Origin of the sequence: Acinetobacter sp. 766875 (assembly GCF_000582055.1) — a bacterium.
In the GTDB taxonomy this organism is placed as follows: Bacteria; Pseudomonadota; Gammaproteobacteria; order Pseudomonadales; family Moraxellaceae; genus Acinetobacter; species Acinetobacter nosocomialis.
The window spans coordinates 24,706-40,906 of sequence record NZ_JEXX01000014.1; the positions used below are offsets into that span (position 1 = coordinate 24,706).

The window sequence follows — 16,201 nt, forward strand, 5'->3', positions numbered from 1 at the left end:
CTAGACCTTAATTATCTGGCTATATAAGATGTATTTAAAATACATCTTTAAGAAAATTGTGGCAATAGCTTTTTTACAAAAACCTTAAAAAAATTAAGGGATATTACATCCCTTAATTTAATTGATTGATTTGATTGTTTTTTATTTTCCAAATAATGAACCGAGTAATCCTCGTACTAATTTTTGTCCAGTACTACCCCCTAAACTTCGAGCGGCACTTTTTGCAAAAGTTCCAACAATATCTTGAGTCAATTTTGCTCGTTCTCTTGCCGCACGTTCTTCTTCTTTCTGCTGTTCACGTGCTAGACGTTCTTGTTCTTTAGCTTGCTGTTTCTCTAAAGCTTCTTGCTCTTTGGCAAGCTCCGCATCTTGTTTTTGTTGTTCACGCTCAGCGACTTTATTTTGGAGCATTTCATATGCACTCTCACGGTCTACGACTTGTTCATAGACGCCAGCAATAATACTTTGCTCAATTAAAGTTTTTCGTTCTTCAGGTGTGATAGGGCTAAAAGAAGAGTAAGGAGGCATAACCCAGCCACGTTCAACAATTTGTGGAGTACCTTGCTCATCTAGACAACTAATAAGCGCCTCACCCACGGCTAGCTGTGTAATTGCCTCATCCACTTTAAAATCAGGATTTGAACGGAATGTATCTGCAGCAGTTTTTACTGCTTTTTGATCTTTGGGGGTAAAGGCGCGTAGGGCATGTTGCACACGGTTACCGAGCTGACCCAAAACACTCTCTGGTAAATCAAGTGGGTTTTGAGTGATAAAGTAAATACCGACGCCTATAGAGCGAATTAAACGTACAACTTGTTCAATTTTTTGTTGTAAAGCTTGACTGGCGTTGTCGAATAACAAGTGAGCTTCATCAAAGAAAAACACGAGTTTTGGTTTATCCATATCACCAACTTCAGGAAGTTGTTCAAATAATTCAGAAAGCATCCATAACAAGAAAGTGGCGTATAGCTTAGGTGTATTCATGAGCTTGTCTGCAGCAAGAATATTGATATAGCCACGACCATTAGCATCAGTTTGTATAAAGTCTAGAATATTTAAAGCTGGCTCTCCAAAGAACTGGTCTCCACCTTGGTCGGCAAGAGCGAGCAAATTACGCTGAATTGCTCCTAAACTAGCTGGAGATAGATTGCCGTACTCGGCTTTAAATTCTGCCGCATGTTCACTCACAAAGGTGATCATAGCTTTCAGATCTTTAAAGTCGACTAACAGTAATCCTTGATCATCTGCAATGCGGAATACAGCAGATAAAACACCTTCTTGAGTATCATTTAGGTTAAGTATGCGTGCTAATAAAATTGGTCCAATCTCAGAAATAGTGGTCCGAATAGGATGGCCTTGTTGACCAAATAGATCCCAAAAAATAACGGGATTGGCAGCAAAAGGAACACTATCAATTTGTAGAAGTTTTAAGCGTTCATTAAATTTATCCGAGGCCTCGCCAGCTTTTGCAAGACTTGACACATCACCCTTTGCGTCAGCAAGAAAGACGGGAACACCGATTCGAGAAAAACTTTCTGCAAGAACTTTTAGGGTGACAGTTTTACCTGTACCCGTAGCACCTGCAATCAGACCATGTCGGTTGGCAAATTGAGAAAGCAAAACAATTTCTTTTGATGTGTCATTAATGTTTTTTGCAATAACAATCGGTGTACCCATATATTTTTATCCCTTGGAGCGAGCCACTATTGATGTTGTCGTTTTACAAATGTTTTAGTGCATTTTCGATATCTTGAATTAAATCTTGAGGATCTTCTAGCCCTATACACAAACGAACCAATAAACCTTGTTGTAAATGTGTATTCTCAAGTTTCCTCATCATTTTTAAATCATAAAGCATAACGAGGCTAACTGGTCCGCCCCAGCTAAAGCCAAGTTTAAATAACTTAAGAGCGTCACAAAAACGGCGTACTGCTGAAATATCATAGTCAGGTTTAAATATGACACTGACTAATCCTGCACTCTTACCTGTAGTGTAAATCTCTTGCCAATATTGATGACCTGGAGAGGCTTTATCGCTTGGATGTAGAACTTGTGCAAATTGAGGCTGTTGCTTTAACCATTCCAATAAGGTTTTTGCATTATCTGATTGCTGTTTATACCGTAGTGACATATGTGCGAGGCTGCGCTGAACTTGTGCTGCATCATCTCCTGAGATAGCAATACCTAGAATGGCATGTGTACGGAACAGGCGGTGATACAGTTTTTCATCACGTGCTACAACACTTCCCATTAAAATATCACCACCACCACTTGGATATTTTGTTAGCGCATGTACGGTTAGATCTACCGACAAGTGCTCATCAGAGAAATCAAAAGCATTAAATGCAAGTCCAGCTCCCCAAGTATTATCTAAAGCAGTTACAACTCCATGTGACTTAGCTTTTTTAACGAGTTCTTTAAGATCGGGAAATTCAAGAGTCACTGAACCTGCTGCTTCTAACCATAAGAGCTTGGTTTTTTCAGTCGGCTTAAAACTTGATACATCAATTGAATTATAAATTTTGACACTAATACCATATTGATCTTTTAAGTGGTTTAGATGCTCTAGATTTGGGCCATATATATTGTCCGGGACCCAAACTTCATCGCCTGTTGCTAAAAAAGCAGAGTTAACTAAGTTAATTGCAGATAAACCGCTGGGTGCAAGTAAACAGTACAAGCCACCTTCAATTTGAGCAATATTGTCGCCTAAGGTAAATGTGGTTGGCGTACCGTGCGTTCCATAACTGTAATCATAAGGGTCGGTCCAGTGACGGTCAAAAAGGTGCGTAGTTGATTTAAAAATAATAGTCGATGCACGAAATAAGGGAGGTTGCACAGTTTCAATAAATTGTGGTGCTTTTCGTGGTGCATGAATGAGTCGGGTTTGGAAATTGTTATGCTTTTTCATGGGGCGCTATGCTTTAAATAATAAGATTAGATTAAGAGAAAACTGATTTATTCGCCAGATTTTTGGTTAATTCTAAGATGTTTCGTTACTACTGTAACATTCACTAAAAACTTGGCTTTATTTTTGCAAAGATCAAACCAACATTCTAACAACAATAGGTTTAAGCGCATGAAGTCGCATTTACGTGTTCACTATTTTCAACATATTGCTGGCGAAGGTTTTGGAAGTTGCTATTCGTTTTTAAAAGCGCATCACGCCACTATTAGCTCTACAGAATTCTTTGCACTTCCCGTAGATCGGTCACTTGAAATAGAAGCTTTACCTCGGATTGAAGAAGTTGACTTACTACTAATTATGGGTGGAACCATGAGTGTAAATGACGAGGCAAACTATCCATGGCTTAAAATAGAAAAAAGATGGTTGCGTCGATATTTGGCAGCAGGGAAACCAGCAATAGGTCTTTGCTTGGGTGGGCAGCTAATTGCGAATGCATTGGGTGCAGCAGTAAGCCGTAATCGTTATCAAGAACTAGGATGGTCGACAGTTCAAAGAGTTGCAAACTTACCACAAGAAAGTTTTCCGTTACCTGAAGAAATCAATGTGATGCAGTGGCATAGTGAAACATTTGAAATACCTAAAGGAGCTATACGTTTGGCTGAGAGCATTGCTTGCCGTAATCAAATGTATCAGATTGGGAAAAATGTATTAGGTTTTCAATTTCATCCGGAAATGACACCAGCAGCTTTACAGCTTTTACTGGAAAATGAAGAAGAGCTATCTATTTTTGACGGAGAATATGTTCAATCTGCACATGAACTGCAATCTTCAGAAGCACAGAAATTTGAACAAGGTAATCAACTCTTAAATAAAGCAATTGAGTTTGTAATAAATGTATAGAATGAATTATTAATACGTAGCTAAAGTGGAATTTGAGCAAAAAATAGAAAAAGAGAATTGCATAAGACTTAAACAATCGTTATAATGAGCGACCCTCAAGAAGAGGGCATTTACTGCGAAGAAAGTAGTAAATGTGCATTACAGTCGTGGCATCGATCACGACCTTGGTGATTATCACTGCCTTTGACACTTACCAATAGGTGAGATGCGTCAAAGGTGATTCTTTATATATTTGGCTTGGAGTTTACTGGTATGTCTAACCAGAGAATTCGTATCCGTCTTAAGTCTTTTGATCATCGTCTGATTGATCAATCTGCTCAAGAGATCGTAGAAACCGCTAAGCGTACCGGCGCACAAGTTTGTGGTCCAATTCCGATGCCTACTCGCATCGAACGCTTCAACGTTCTTACTTCACCGCACGTTAACAAAGATGCGCGTGACCAGTACGAAATCCGCACCTACAAACGTTTGATCGACATCGTTCAACCTACAGATAAAACTGTTGATGCATTGATGAAGTTAGATCTTGCAGCTGGTGTTGATGTTCAGATCGCTTTGGGTTAAGGCTTTCGGTTAATTAACGATTAGTTAATTAGGCCGCTTTTTTAGAGGTTTATGCACATGGCTATTGGTTTAGTCGGTCGCAAATGTGGTATGACTCGCATCTTTACAGATGCTGGTGTTTCTGTACCTGTTACAGTCATCGAAGTCGATCCAAACCGCATTACGCAAATCAAAACACTTGAAACTGATGGTTATCAAGCTGTTCAAGTAACTACTGGTGAACGTCGCGAATCTCGCGTAACTAACGCTCAGAAAGGTCACTTCGCGAAAGCTGGTGTTGCTGCTGGTCGCTTGGTTAAAGAATTCCGTGTTACTGAAGCTGAGCTTGAAGGTCGTGAAGTTGGCGGTACTATTGGCGTTGATTTGTTCACAGTTGGTCAAATTGTTGACGTAACTGGTCAATCAAAAGGTAAAGGTTTCCAAGGTGGTGTTAAACGTTGGAACTTCCGTACCCAAGACGCTACTCACGGTAACTCAGTTTCTCACCGTGTATTAGGTTCTACAGGTCAAAACCAAACTCCTGGACGCGTGTTCAAAGGCAAAAAAATGGCTGGTCACTTAGGTGATGAACGCGTAACAGTACAAGGTCTTGAAATCGTATCTATTGACGCTGAACGTTCTGTTTTAGTTGTTAAAGGTGCAATTCCTGGTGCAACTGGCGGTGACGTAATTGTACGTCCTACCATCAAGGCCTGAGGGGAAATACCGTGAATTTGAAAACTGTTTCCGGCTCTGCTGTTGAATTGTCTGAAGTTGCTTTCGGACGTGAATTTAACGAGGCTCTTGTACACCAAGTTGTTACTGCTTATTTAGCAGGTGGTCGTCAAGGTACTCGTGCTCAAAAATCGCGTGCAGACGTTTCTGGCGGTGGTAAAAAACCATTCCGTCAAAAAGGTACTGGTCGTGCTCGTGCGGGTTCTATTCGTAGCCCTATCTGGGTTGGTGGTGGTAAAACTTTTGCTGCTCGTCCACAAGATTGGTCTCAAAAAGTAAACCGTAAGATGTACCGCGGTGCAATGCAATGTATCTTAGCTGAACTTGTTCGCCAAGATCGCCTTGTATTAGTTGAAGAGTTTGCTGTTGCAGCTCCAAAAACTAAAGAATTGCTTGCAAAACTTAACGACTTAAATGCTGCTCGTGCATTAATCGTTACTGACGCTGTAGATGAGAACTTATATCTTGCAGCACGTAACCTTCCACATGTAGATGTGGTGGATGCAACTGCAATCGATCCTGTAAGCTTGATCGCGTTTGATAAAGTTGTGATGTCTGTAGCTGCTGCTAAGAAAATTGAGGTAGAACTCGGATGAACAACGAACGTATCTATCAAGTCCTTAAAGGACCAGTCTTCTCAGAAAAGGCACAAGTTTTAGGTGATACTGTTGGTGTTCAAGTATTTAAAGTGGACATCAATGCTACTAAACTTGAAATCAAAAAAGCAGTTGAAAAACTTTTTGGTGTAGAAGTTGTTAAAGTTAACACAACTATTACTAAAGGTAAGACTAAGCGCTTTGGTCGTACATTAGGACGTCGTTCTGATGTTAAAAAAGCATACGTCACCCTGAAAGCCGGCCAAGATGTTGAAATGGCTGACTTGGGCGATACCGCTGAAAGCGCAGCGGAATAAGGACGAAAATTATGCCGATTCAAAAATGTAAGCCAACGTCTCCAGGACGTCGCTTTGTAGAGAAAGTGGTTCATGACCATCTTCACAAAGGCGCTCCTTACGCACCGTTGGTTGAAGCTAAAAAACGTACTGGTGGTCGTAATAACAACGGTCACATTACTACTCGTCACGTTGGTGGTGGTCATAAACAACACTACCGTATCGTTGACTTCAAACGTAACAAAGACAGCATCCCAGCTGTTGTAGAGCGTATTGAATACGATCCAAACCGTACAGCCCATATTGCTTTATTGAAATATGCTGACGGTGAGCGTCGTTATATCATTGCACCTAAAGGTTTACGTGCTGGCGATAAAGTACAATCTGGTAACGATGCTCCAATTCGTCCAGGTAACTGCTTGCCACTTCGTAATATGCCGATCGGTTCTACACTTCATAACGTTGAACTTAAAATTGGTAAGGGTGCACAATTAGCGCGTTCTGCTGGTGCTTCTGTTCAGTTGTTGGGTCGTGATGGTTCTTACGCGATTATTCGTCTTCGTTCAGGCGAAATGCGTAAAGTGCATGTTGAATGCCGCGCTGTAATTGGTGAAGTTTCTAACCAAGAAAACAACCTTCGTTCATTGGGTAAAGCTGGTGCTTCACGCTGGCGTGGTGTTCGTCCTACCGTACGTGGTATGGCGATGAACCCGATTGACCACCCACACGGTGGTGGTGAAGGGCGTAACAAAGGTATTCAACCTGTAAGCCCATGGGGTCAAAAAGCTAAAGGGTACAAGACACGTACCAATAAGCGTACGACTAAGATGATTATTCGCGACCGTCGCGTCAAGTAAAGGAATCTGACTAATGCCTCGTTCTCTGAAAAAAGGCCCATTCGTCGATGCGCACTTGTTCGCTAAGGTTGAAGCGGCTGTTGCTAGTAACTCTCGCAAGCCGATCAAAACTTGGTCTCGTCGTTCGATGATCCTTCCAGATTTTGTTGGTTTAACAATCTCTGTTCATAATGGTCGTAATCACGTTCCAGTAATTGTTACTGAGCATATGGTTGGTCATAAACTCGGTGAATTCGCGCCAACTCGTACCTATCGTGGTCACGGTGTTGACAAGAAATCTAAACGTTAATAGGTGTCATGATGGAAGTAACTGCTAAATTACGCGGTGCCGCTATCTCGGCACAAAAAGCACGTTTGGTTGCAGATCTTATTCGCGGCAAATCTGTTGCGCATGCTTTAAACATCTTAAACTTCAGCAATAAAAAAGCTGCTGTTTTAGTAAAAAAAGCATTGGAATCTGCGATTGCAAACGCTGAACACAATAACAGTTTAGATGTTGACGATCTTAAAGTTTCTACGATTTACGTTGATGAAGGCATGAGCCTTAAACGTATTATGCCACGTGCTAAAGGCCGTGCAGATCGTATTACTAAGCGTACTTGTCACATCACCGTTAAGGTAGGGGTTTGATATGGGTCAGAAGGTTCATCCAATCGGTATCCGCCTAGGTGTTGTGAAACGTCATAACGCTAACTGGTATGCGAATCCGAAACAATACGCTGAATACTTGCTTAAAGATCTTCAAGTTCGTGAGTTTTTAACTAAAAAACTTAAGAATGCGATGGTAAGCAATATTCTTATCGAACGTCCATCAGGCGCTGCTAAAGTAACTATTAGCACAGCTCGTCCTGGTATCGTAATCGGTAAAAAAGGCGAAGATATTGAGAAATTACAGCGCGAACTTACCAGCATTATGGGTGTTCCAGCGCAAGTAAGTATCAACGAAATTGATCGCCCAGACTTAGATGCGCGTTTAGTTGCTGAAGCAATTGCTTCTCAATTAGAAAAGCGTGTTATGTTCCGTCGTGCTATGAAGCGTGCGGTTCAAAACACTATGCGTGCTGGTGCTAAAGGTATCAAAGTTGAAGTGTCTGGCCGTTTAGGTGGTGCAGAGATTGCTCGTACAGAATGGTATCGTGAAGGTCGTGTACCTTTGCATACATTACGTGCAGACATTGACTATGCAACTATGCGTGCAGAAACAACTTACGGTACGATTGGTGTTAAAGTTTGGATTTTCCGTGGCGAGATCTTAGGTGGCATGAAACAAGTCATGAACCCTGCTCCTGCTGAAGATCGTCCAGCTAAACGTGGTCGTGGTCGTGGTGAAGGTCAAGAGCGTCGTGGTCGTCGCGGTGACCGTGCTGCTGACAAGGGAGAATAATCCATGTTGCAACCTAAACGTACCAAATTCCGTAAAGTGCACAAAGGCCGTAACACTGGTCTAGCGCATCGTGGTAGTACAGTATCATTTGGTTCGATTGCAATTAAAGCAACTGAACGTGGTCGTATGACTGCGCGTCAGATTGAAGCTGCACGTCGTACTATTAGCCGCCGTATTAAGCGTGGTGGTAAAATCTTTATTCGCGTATTCCCGGATAAACCAATTACTCAAAAGCCTCTTGAAGTGCGTATGGGTAAAGGTAAGGGTAGCGTGGAATACTGGGTTTGCCAGATCCAACCAGGTAAGATCCTGTACGAAATTGAAGGTGTGAACGAAGAATTAGCGCGTGAAGCATTTGCTTTAGCTGCTGCTAAACTTCCGTTTAAAACCACTATCGTGACTCGGACGGTAATGTAATGAAAACTAAAGATCTACGTGAAAAATCGGTAGAAGAGTTGAAAGCTTTGCTTGATGAGCAGCAGCTTAACCAATTCCGTCTTCGTATGGCGAAAGCAACTGGTCAGTTGGGTAAATCGCACGAAGTGCAAGTTGCTCGTAAGACAATTGCTCGTATTAAGACACTCCTTACCGAAAAACAGGGGAACGGACAATGAGTGAAAAAACAGTCCGCACGTTAACCGGCAAAGTCGTAAGTGACAAAATGGATAAATCTATTGTTGTTCTTATTGAACGCCGCGTTCAACACCCGTTGTATGGCAAGTCAATTCGCCGTTCAACTAAGTTACACGCTCATGATGAGAACAACGTTGCTAAAATTGGTGATGTTGTAACCATTAAAGAAAGCCGCCCAATTTCTAAAACTAAAGCTTGGACTTTAGTGGAAGTAGTTGAAGCAGCTGCTGAGTAATTCGACGTTCTTGTTGCATCATCGGTCAATTTCGAGTACTCTTTGAGCCTTTCGAAATTGTGACCGGTGATGCTCGGTTTTGGAGTAGGGCAATGATTCAAACCGAAACTATGCTCGACGTAGCAGACAACAGTGGTGCTCGCCGCGTACAATGTATTAAAGTACTTGGTGGTTCACATCGTCGTTATGCTTCTGTTGGCGACATTATTAAAGTTACTGTAAAAGAAGCAATCCCACGCGCACGTGTTAAAAAAGGTGACGTGATGAATGCGGTTGTAGTTCGTACTAAATTCGGCATTCGTCGTCCAGATGGTTCTGTGATCCGTTTTGATGATAATGCTGCAGTTATTTTGAACAACAACAAAGCTCCGATTGCTACTCGTATCTTCGGACCAGTGACTCGTGAACTTCGTACTGAACAGTTCATGAAAATCATTTCATTGGCTCCTGAAGTTCTATAAGAGGCAATCATGGCTAAGATTAAAAAAGGCGATCAAGTTATCGTGATCGCAGGTAAAGAAAAAGGCAAACAGGGTACTGTGTTGTCTGTTTCTGAAGACCGCGTTAAGGTTGAAGGCCTTAACTTAGTGAAGAAGCATCAAAAGCCTAACCGTGTAACTGGCGCTGAAGGCGGTGTAGTTACTCAAGAAGCTTCGCTTCATATTTCAAACGTGGCAATTTTAAATGCTACAACCCAGAAGGCTGACCGTGTTGGTTACCAAGTGATTGATGGCGTGAAAACTCGCGTTTATAAATCAAATGGTGAATCAGTGGCGGTAGCGAAGTAATAGGTTGAAAAGGCAATGGCCAGACTTAAAGCACGTTACAACGATGAACTTAAAGCAAAGTTAAAAGAAGAACTTGGCATTAAGAACGTGATGGAAATTCCACGCATCACAAAAATTACCCTAAACATGGGTGTAGGCGCAGCTGCAACTGATAAGAAATTATTAGATGGCGCTGTAGTCGACATGCAATTAATTGCTGGTCAAAAACCAGTAATTACACTTGCTCGTAAATCTATCGCAGGTTTCAAAATCCGTGATGGTTGGCCAATTGGTTGTAAAGTTACTTTACGTGGCGACCAAATGTACGAATTCTTGGACCGTTTGATCTCTATCGCAATCCCTCGTATCCGTGACTTCCGTGGTTTCTCTTCGAAATCATTTGATGGTCGTGGTAACTACTCAATGGGTTTGAAAGAGCAAATCGTTTTCCCTGAAATCGATTTCGATAAGATTGATCGTATTCGTGGTATGGATATTACCATTACTACGACTGCTCGCACCGATGACGAAGGCCGTGCGCTTATGCGTGCATTCGGCTTCCCGTTCAAATAAGAGGTCGATATGGCTAAGAAAGGTATGATTAATCGCGAATTGAAACGCGAAAAAACAGTTGCTAAATACGCTGCAAAACGTGCTGAATTAAAAGCTACAATTGCAAACGTAAACGCAAGTGAAGAAGAGCGTTTCGAAGCGATGTTAAAGTTACAAGCATTGCCACGTAATGCATCTCCGGTACGTCTTCGTAACCGTTGTGGTTTAACTGGTCGTCCTCATGGTTACTTCCGTAAGTTCGGTTTAAGCCGTAACAAATTACGTGACACAGTAATGCAGGGTGATGTACCAGGCGTTGTTAAGGCAAGCTGGTAAGGAGCGACTAAATGAGTATGCAAGATACCGTTGCCGACATGCTAACACGTGTTCGTAACGCACAAATGGCTAAGAAACAAACTGTTTCTATGCCTTCTTCTAAGTTGAAAGTTGCAATTGCAAACGTACTTCAACAAGAAGGTTATATTTCAAATGTAGAAGTTGCTCAAGAAGAGACAAAATCTACTTTGACAATTACTTTAAAATATTTCGAAGGCAAACCAGTTATCGAAATGGTTAAGCGCGTAAGCCGTCCAGGTCTTCGCCAATACCGTGGTAAAGATAAACTTCCAAGCGTTAAGCAAGGTTTAGGTATTGCAATTGTTTCTACAAGCAAAGGCATCATGACTGATCGCGCTGCACGTGCTGCAGGCGTTGGTGGTGAAGTTATTGCTTTTGTTTCTTAATAGGTGATTCCTCATGTCTCGTGTGGCTAAAGCCCCAGTAACTGTACCTAATGGTGTAGCAGTTACTCAGAACGGCCGGCAGGTCGAAGTGAAAGGCAGCAAAGGTACATTGTCTTTCAACCTGCATGCGCTGGTCGAGCTAAAACAGGAAGAAGGTAAACTTCAACTTGCTCCAGTTAAAGAATCGAAAGATGCTTGGATGCAAGCTGGTACTGCTCGCGCTGTATTGAACAACCTTGTAAAAGGTGTTAGCGAAGGCTTCGAACGTAAGTTACAGCTAGTTGGTGTTGGTTATAAAGCTGCGGTTAAAGGTACTGTTGTAAACCTTAACCTTGGTTATTCACACCCAATTGACTACGCTTTACCAGAAGGTGTAACAGCGGAAACTCCAACTGCAACTGAAATCATTTTGAAATCAGCAAACAAGCAGTTGTTAGGTCAAGTAGCGGCAGAAATCCGTGCGTACCGTGCTCCTGAACCATATAAAGGTAAAGGTGTTCGTTATTCGGATGAAGTCATTCTTCGTAAAGAAGCTAAGAAGAAATAAGGCGCGAGGTTCTTATGAACGAAAAGAAACAATCCCGTTTGCGTCGTGCGAAAAGCACACGCTTGCACATTCGTGCATTGGGTGCGACTCGTTTGTGTGTAAACCGCACTCCGCGTCACATCTATGCTCAAGTTATTTCAGCAGATGGTGGCAAAGTTTTAGCGCAAGCTTCAACTTTGGATGCATCTTTACGTAGCGGTACTACAGGTAATGTAGATGCAGCTACTAAAGTAGGTGCTTTAATCGCAGAACGCGCGAAAGCAGCTGGTGTAACTAAAGTTGCATTTGACCGTTCTGGTTTTAAATATCATGGTCGTATCAAAGCCTTGGCTGATGCTGCTCGTGAAAACGGCTTGGAGTTCTAATCATGGCTAAAGTTGAACAAAACGAAGGTCTTGTTGAAAAGCTGGTTGCCGTTGATCGTGTAGCCAAAGTTGTTAAGGGCGGTCGTATCTTCTCTTTCACAGCATTAACTGTTGTGGGTGATGGTAATGGTCGTGTTGGTTTTGGTCGTGGTAAAGCACGTGAAGTTCCTGCTGCTATTTCTAAAGCACTTGAAGCTGCTCGTCGCAACATGATCACTGTAGACCTTGCTGGTACTACTTTACAACACCCTGTGAATGCTCGTCATGGTGCAAGCCGTGTATACATGCAACCTGCTTCAGAAGGTACTGGCGTAATCGCTGGTGGTGCAATGCGTGCCGTTCTTGAAGCTGCAGGTGTACATAACGTACTTGCTAAATGTTATGGTTCTACAAATGCTGCTAACGTAGTAAACGCAACTTTTAAAGGTTTGCGTGATATGACTTCTCCTGAGAAAGTCGCTGCGAAACGTGGTAAATCAGTAGAAGAAATTCAAGGGTAATCAATCATGAAAACGATTAAAGTTACCCAGACTAAATCTTCTTCACATCGCTTGAAAAATCACAAGCTTTGCTTACAAGGTTTAGGTCTGCGTCGTATTGGTCATACTGTAGAAGTGCAAGATACGCCTTCTAACCGTGGTATGATCAACAAAGTCTACTATATGGTTAGTGTAGAGGAATAAGCCATGACTCTGCGTTTAAATGAGCTTGCACCTGCAGAAGGTGCAAAACGTGAACACCGTCGTTTAGGCCGTGGTATCGGTTCTGGCGTTGGTAAGACTGGTGGACGTGGTGTCAAAGGTCAAAAATCACGTAAAAGTGGTGGCGTTCGTCCAGGTTTCGAAGGCGGTCAAACAGCGATTTATCGTCGTTTACCTAAATTCGGTTTCACTAGCCAAATCGCTTTAAAAACTGCTGAAGTACGTTTGTCTGAGTTAACTAAAGTGGAAGGCGACATTGTTAGCCTTGAAACTTTAAAAGCTGCGAATGTTGTTCGTCGCGATCAAATTCGTGCTCGTATCGTGCTTTCTGGTGAAATCACTCGTGCATTCACTGTTCAAGGTGTTGCATTGACTAAAGGCGCTAAAGCTGCAATTGAAGCAGCTGGCGGTAAAGTCGAGGAGTAATCTCGAGTGTCTATGTCTCCTAGTTCTTCAGGTCATGTCAACATGATGAAAGGTCAGCCATTTCATGTGAAATACCGTGAAATTATTCGCCGGATGAGTTTTCTAATCGGTGCATTGCTGGTCTTTCGACTAGGAGCGCATATTCCAGTACCAGGCATTAATAATGCTGCGTTAGAAAATTTATTTCATGCAAACCAAGGAACTATTCTTGGGCTATTCAATATGTTTTCTGGCGGTGCTTTAGAGCGAATGTCGATTCTTGCTTTAGGGATCATGCCTTATATTTCTGCATCTATTATTGTGCAGTTAATGTCAACAGTGATTCCTTCTCTTGAAGCCTTGAAAAAGGAAGGGGAGCAAGGTAAGCGAAAAATTAATCAATATACGCGTCAAGGTACATTACTACTTGCAGTGGTTCAGGCAGTAGGTATGTGTGCAGGCCTTATTGGTCAGGGTATTACTCTGTCTACAGGACTTGCATTCTATATACCTGCAGTTACATCACTTATCGCTGGAACTATGTTCTTAATGTGGTTAGGTGAACAAATCACTGAAAGAGGTATCGGTAATGGTATCTCAATGATTATTTTTGCAGGTATTGTAGCTGGTTTGCCTAAGCTAATTATGCAATCAGTGTCATCTGTAGATAATGGTCAAACAAGTTTAATTGGTCTTGTTATCTTTGGTCTTTTGTCTCTTGGTGTATTGGCTGCGATTGTGTTTATTGAAAAAGCACAACGTCGTATTCCAGTAAACTATGCGCAGAAGCAGCAAGGTCGTCGTATATTTACAGCTCAGCAAACACATCTACCATTAAAAATTAATATGGCTGGGGTGATTCCTGCGATTTTTGCAAGTTCTTTACTATTGTTCCCAGCAAGTCTTGGACAATGGGTGGGTAGTGCAGATCCGAATGCTGGTTTAATTAAACGTAGCTTACAAGATTTAGCTTTGGTATTGTCGCCTGGACAGCCTTTGTATTTGGTGCTCTTTGGTGCGTTAATTATCTTTTTCTGTTACTTTTATACGGCTTTAGTATTTAGCCCTAAGGAAGTATCAGAAAATCTAAAACGCAGCGGAGCTTATGTGCCTGGTATTCGCCCAGGTGAGCAAACTGCTCGTTACTTAGATCATATTCTTAATCGTTTGACGTTTATTGGTGCGATTTATATTACAGTCATTTGTTTGATGCCAATGATTCTACAAAGTTCTTTTGGTATTCCATTCTATTTGGGTGGTACCTCATTACTGATCGTAGTTGTTGTTGTTATGGACTTTATGGCTCAGCTACAAGCGCATTTAACATCTCATCAATATGACAATCAAACATTAATGAGAAAAACGACTGCTCATCCTAAGGGATAAGCGCACTTAGAGGTTTCATCATGAAAGTACAAGCTTCTGTAAAGAAAATTTGTGGTAGCTGTAAAGTTATCCGTCGTAATGGGGTTATTCGCGTGATTTGTAGCGCAGAACCTCGTCATAAGCAGCGTCAAGGTTAATCTAATCAAGACCTGTTGATTTCAGTAGGCGAATTGGGTTAATATCCGCCCCTCAAGATTTTTGTGGGGCGGTTGATTATCTCTACTGCCTTTTTGGAGAAAAGTGAATGGCTCGTATTGCCGGTGTAAACATTCCGGATAACAAGCATGCTGTTATCTCCCTCACTTACATCTTTGGTATCGGTCGCCACACTGCTAAGAATATCTTAGCTACAGTTGGTATTACTGAGACTACTAAGATTCGTGAGTTGGACGATGCTCAGCTTGATGCGATTCGTGCAGAAGTTGCTAAGGTTCCTACCGAAGGTGACTTACGTCGCGAAATTTCCATGAACATTAAACGTTTAATGGATTTGGGTTGCTATCGTGGCCTTCGTCATCGTCGCAGCTTGCCTGTCCGTGGTCAACGCACCAAAACTAACGCACGTACCCGTAAAGGTCCGCGCAAACCGATTAAAAAGTAAGATTTCTGGAAGCTAAAAGATGGCTAAAGATACTCGCACACGCAAGAAGGTCACTCGTACCGTCTCTGAAGGTGTTGCACACATTCACGCGTCTTTTAATAACACCATTGTTACGATTACCGATCGTCAAGGTAATGCATTGGCTTGGGCCACCTCAGGTGGACAAGGCTTCCGTGGTTCACGTAAATCAACTCCGTTTGCTGCTCAGGTAGCTGCTGAAGTTGCTGGTAAAGCAGCTTTAGATTACGGTTTGAAAAACCTTGACGTCCTTGTAAAAGGTCCTGGTCCAGGTCGTGAGTCTGCGGTTCGTGCATTAGGCGCAGTGGGTTATAAGATTAACAGCATTACCGATGTGACTCCAATTCCTCACAACGGTTGCCGTCCACCTAAAAAACGTCGCGTGTAAGGAGAAACATTCATGGCTCGTTATATTGGTCCAAAATGCAAACTCTCTCGCCGCGAAGGGACAGACCTGCAACTTAAATCTGGCGTTAAACCATTTGACGTCAAAACAAAAAAAGCTAACAAAGCACCTGGTCAACACGGTCAGGCTCGCGGTGGTAAGCAATCTGAGTATTCACTACAATTACGTGAAAAACAAAAAGTCCGTCGTATTTACGGTGTGTTAGAGCGTCAATTTAGTAACTACTATAAAGAAGCAGCTCGTGTAAAAGGCGCAACTGGTGAGAACTTGTTGAAATTGCTTGAAAGCCGTCTTGATAACGTTGTTTATCGCATGGGTTTTGGTTCTACACGTGCAGAAGCTCGTCAGTTAGTAAGTCACCGTAGCATTACTTTGAATGGTCGTCGTGTAAACATCGCATCTATTCAAGTTAAAGCGGGTGATGTAATTGCGGTTCACGAAGGTGCTAAACAACAATTGCGTATCAAAAACGCGATTGAATTAGCTGCTCAACGTGGTATTCCAGCTTGGATTGATGTTGATCATTCTAAACTTGAAGGTACGTTTAAAGCTGCACCAGATCGTTCTGATTTACCTGCTGAAATCAACGAAAGCTTGATTGTAGAATTGTATTCTAAATAATC

General features: G+C 42.1%; 28 protein-coding genes and 2 pseudogenes. 27 read left to right on the top strand and 3 right to left on the bottom strand.

The window, feature by feature from the left end; genetic code table 11:
- From J576_RS20645 to J576_RS12495, 3 genes and pseudogenes are all read right to left on the bottom strand, one after another.
- Positions 1–152: pseudogene (locus J576_RS20645) on the bottom strand (hypothetical protein).
- Positions 142–1,677 (bottom strand): helicase HerA-like domain-containing protein, encoded by a 1,536-nt coding sequence (locus J576_RS12490; protein ID WP_002049743.1) that lies wholly within the window; start codon positions 1,675–1,677, stop codon positions 142–144. The pseudogene J576_RS20645 and the gene J576_RS12490 overlap by 11 nt, the downstream one beginning before the upstream one ends.
- A 43-nt stretch (positions 1,678–1,720) precedes the next feature.
- Complete coding sequence (locus tag J576_RS12495; RefSeq protein ID WP_002049687.1) at positions 1,721–2,911, bottom strand: PLP-dependent transferase; 1,191 nt, start codon at positions 2,909–2,911, stop codon at positions 1,721–1,723.
- 168 nt (positions 2,912–3,079) lie between these two features.
- Here J576_RS12495 and J576_RS12500 point away from each other — a divergent pair, with 168 nt between their 5' ends.
- From J576_RS12500 to rpsD, 27 genes and pseudogenes are all read left to right on the top strand, one after another.
- A complete protein-coding gene (locus J576_RS12500) occupies positions 3,080–3,808 on the top strand; it encodes a type 1 glutamine amidotransferase (protein ID WP_002049697.1) in 729 nt (242 codons plus the stop codon).
- Positions 3,809–4,060: 252 nt separating this feature from the next.
- Positions 4,061–4,372: a 30S ribosomal protein S10 gene (gene rpsJ, locus J576_RS12505; protein ID WP_000070912.1), complete on the top strand. Its 312-nt coding sequence runs from the start codon at positions 4,061–4,063 to the stop codon at positions 4,370–4,372.
- A 57-nt stretch (positions 4,373–4,429) separates the two neighbouring features.
- Entirely contained in the window at positions 4,430–5,068 is a 639-nt protein-coding gene (rplC, locus tag J576_RS12510) for a 50S ribosomal protein L3 (RefSeq protein WP_002049740.1), read from the top strand.
- Positions 5,069–5,079: 11 nt separating this feature from the next.
- Positions 5,080–5,682: a 50S ribosomal protein L4 gene (gene rplD / locus J576_RS12515; protein WP_002049755.1), complete on the top strand. Its 603-nt coding sequence runs from the start codon at positions 5,080–5,082 to the stop codon at positions 5,680–5,682.
- Positions 5,679–5,999, top strand: coding sequence for a 50S ribosomal protein L23 (rplW, locus tag J576_RS12520; protein ID WP_002049693.1), 321 nt, complete (start codon positions 5,679–5,681; stop codon positions 5,997–5,999). Before rplD ends, rplW begins: the two co-directional genes overlap by 4 nt.
- A gap of 11 nt (positions 6,000–6,010) precedes the next feature.
- Positions 6,011–6,835 (top strand): 50S ribosomal protein L2, encoded by an 825-nt coding sequence (gene rplB / locus J576_RS12525; RefSeq protein WP_002049686.1) that lies wholly within the window; start codon positions 6,011–6,013, stop codon positions 6,833–6,835.
- Positions 6,836–6,848: 13 nt separating this feature from the next.
- Positions 6,849–7,124 (top strand): 30S ribosomal protein S19, encoded by a 276-nt coding sequence (gene rpsS / locus J576_RS12530; RefSeq protein WP_001138119.1) that lies wholly within the window; start codon positions 6,849–6,851, stop codon positions 7,122–7,124.
- Between the two features lie 11 nt (positions 7,125–7,135).
- Complete coding sequence (gene rplV / locus J576_RS12535) at positions 7,136–7,465, top strand: 50S ribosomal protein L22 (RefSeq protein ID WP_001982638.1); 330 nt, start codon at positions 7,136–7,138, stop codon at positions 7,463–7,465.
- 1 nt (position 7,466) lies between these two features.
- A pseudogene (gene rpsC / locus J576_RS12540) lies at positions 7,467–8,283 on the top strand (30S ribosomal protein S3).
- Positions 8,223–8,636 carry a 50S ribosomal protein L16 gene (gene rplP / locus J576_RS12545; RefSeq protein WP_002049688.1) on the top strand — a complete coding sequence of 138 codons (414 nt, stop codon included), beginning with the start codon at positions 8,223–8,225 and terminating at the stop codon, positions 8,634–8,636. Before rpsC ends, rplP begins: the two are co-directional and overlap by 61 nt.
- The gene (gene rpmC, locus J576_RS12550) at positions 8,636–8,833 is read left to right on the top strand and encodes a 50S ribosomal protein L29 (RefSeq protein WP_000849928.1); all 198 of its coding nucleotides are present in this window, start codon (positions 8,636–8,638) and stop codon (positions 8,831–8,833) included. The genes rplP and rpmC overlap by 1 nt, the downstream gene beginning before the upstream one ends.
- Positions 8,830–9,087: a 30S ribosomal protein S17 gene (gene rpsQ, locus J576_RS12555; protein WP_001291845.1), complete on the top strand. Its 258-nt coding sequence runs from the start codon at positions 8,830–8,832 to the stop codon at positions 9,085–9,087. Before rpmC ends, rpsQ begins: the two co-directional genes overlap by 4 nt.
- A gap of 92 nt (positions 9,088–9,179) precedes the next feature.
- On the top strand, positions 9,180–9,548 hold the full coding sequence (gene rplN, locus J576_RS12560; protein WP_001982634.1) for a 50S ribosomal protein L14: 369 nt from the start codon (positions 9,180–9,182) through the stop codon (positions 9,546–9,548).
- A 9-nt stretch (positions 9,549–9,557) separates the two neighbouring features.
- A complete protein-coding gene (gene rplX / locus J576_RS12565; RefSeq protein WP_002049703.1) occupies positions 9,558–9,875 on the top strand; it encodes a 50S ribosomal protein L24 in 318 nt (105 codons plus the stop codon).
- A 15-nt stretch (positions 9,876–9,890) separates the two neighbouring features.
- Complete coding sequence (rplE, locus tag J576_RS12570) at positions 9,891–10,427, top strand: 50S ribosomal protein L5 (protein WP_002049698.1); 537 nt, start codon at positions 9,891–9,893, stop codon at positions 10,425–10,427.
- A 9-nt stretch (positions 10,428–10,436) separates the two neighbouring features.
- Positions 10,437–10,742, top strand: coding sequence for a 30S ribosomal protein S14 (gene rpsN, locus J576_RS12575; protein WP_002049689.1), 306 nt, complete (start codon positions 10,437–10,439; stop codon positions 10,740–10,742).
- Between the two features lie 11 nt (positions 10,743–10,753).
- Positions 10,754–11,149: a 30S ribosomal protein S8 gene (rpsH, locus tag J576_RS12580; protein WP_002049732.1), complete on the top strand. Its 396-nt coding sequence runs from the start codon at positions 10,754–10,756 to the stop codon at positions 11,147–11,149.
- A gap of 13 nt (positions 11,150–11,162) precedes the next feature.
- Entirely contained in the window at positions 11,163–11,696 is a 534-nt protein-coding gene (rplF, locus tag J576_RS12585; RefSeq protein WP_002049709.1) for a 50S ribosomal protein L6, read from the top strand.
- 14 nt (positions 11,697–11,710) lie between these two features.
- On the top strand, positions 11,711–12,061 hold the full coding sequence (gene rplR / locus J576_RS12590; protein ID WP_002049741.1) for a 50S ribosomal protein L18: 351 nt from the start codon (positions 11,711–11,713) through the stop codon (positions 12,059–12,061).
- Positions 12,062–12,063: 2 nt separating this feature from the next.
- Positions 12,064–12,561, top strand: coding sequence for a 30S ribosomal protein S5 (rpsE, locus tag J576_RS12595; protein ID WP_001141025.1), 498 nt, complete (start codon positions 12,064–12,066; stop codon positions 12,559–12,561).
- A gap of 6 nt (positions 12,562–12,567) precedes the next feature.
- On the top strand, positions 12,568–12,744 hold the full coding sequence (rpmD, locus tag J576_RS12600; RefSeq protein ID WP_000849088.1) for a 50S ribosomal protein L30: 177 nt from the start codon (positions 12,568–12,570) through the stop codon (positions 12,742–12,744).
- Between the two features lie 3 nt (positions 12,745–12,747).
- Entirely contained in the window at positions 12,748–13,188 is a 441-nt protein-coding gene (gene rplO, locus J576_RS12605; protein ID WP_002049750.1) for a 50S ribosomal protein L15, read from the top strand.
- A gap of 45 nt (positions 13,189–13,233) precedes the next feature.
- The gene (gene secY / locus J576_RS12610) at positions 13,234–14,553 is read left to right on the top strand and encodes a preprotein translocase subunit SecY (protein ID WP_170318186.1); all 1,320 of its coding nucleotides are present in this window, start codon (positions 13,234–13,236) and stop codon (positions 14,551–14,553) included.
- A 20-nt stretch (positions 14,554–14,573) separates the two neighbouring features.
- On the top strand, positions 14,574–14,690 hold the full coding sequence (rpmJ, locus tag J576_RS12615; protein ID WP_000867907.1) for a 50S ribosomal protein L36: 117 nt from the start codon (positions 14,574–14,576) through the stop codon (positions 14,688–14,690).
- A 107-nt stretch (positions 14,691–14,797) separates the two neighbouring features.
- Positions 14,798–15,154, top strand: a complete 357-nt coding sequence (gene rpsM, locus J576_RS12620; protein ID WP_000090816.1) for a 30S ribosomal protein S13 — start codon at positions 14,798–14,800, stop codon at positions 15,152–15,154.
- A 19-nt stretch (positions 15,155–15,173) separates the two neighbouring features.
- Positions 15,174–15,560, top strand: a complete 387-nt coding sequence (gene rpsK, locus J576_RS12625; RefSeq protein WP_001040166.1) for a 30S ribosomal protein S11 — start codon at positions 15,174–15,176, stop codon at positions 15,558–15,560.
- A gap of 12 nt (positions 15,561–15,572) precedes the next feature.
- Positions 15,573–16,199: a 30S ribosomal protein S4 gene (gene rpsD / locus J576_RS12630; protein ID WP_002049716.1), complete on the top strand. Its 627-nt coding sequence runs from the start codon at positions 15,573–15,575 to the stop codon at positions 16,197–16,199.
- The last annotated feature ends 2 nt before the right edge of the window (positions 16,200–16,201 follow it).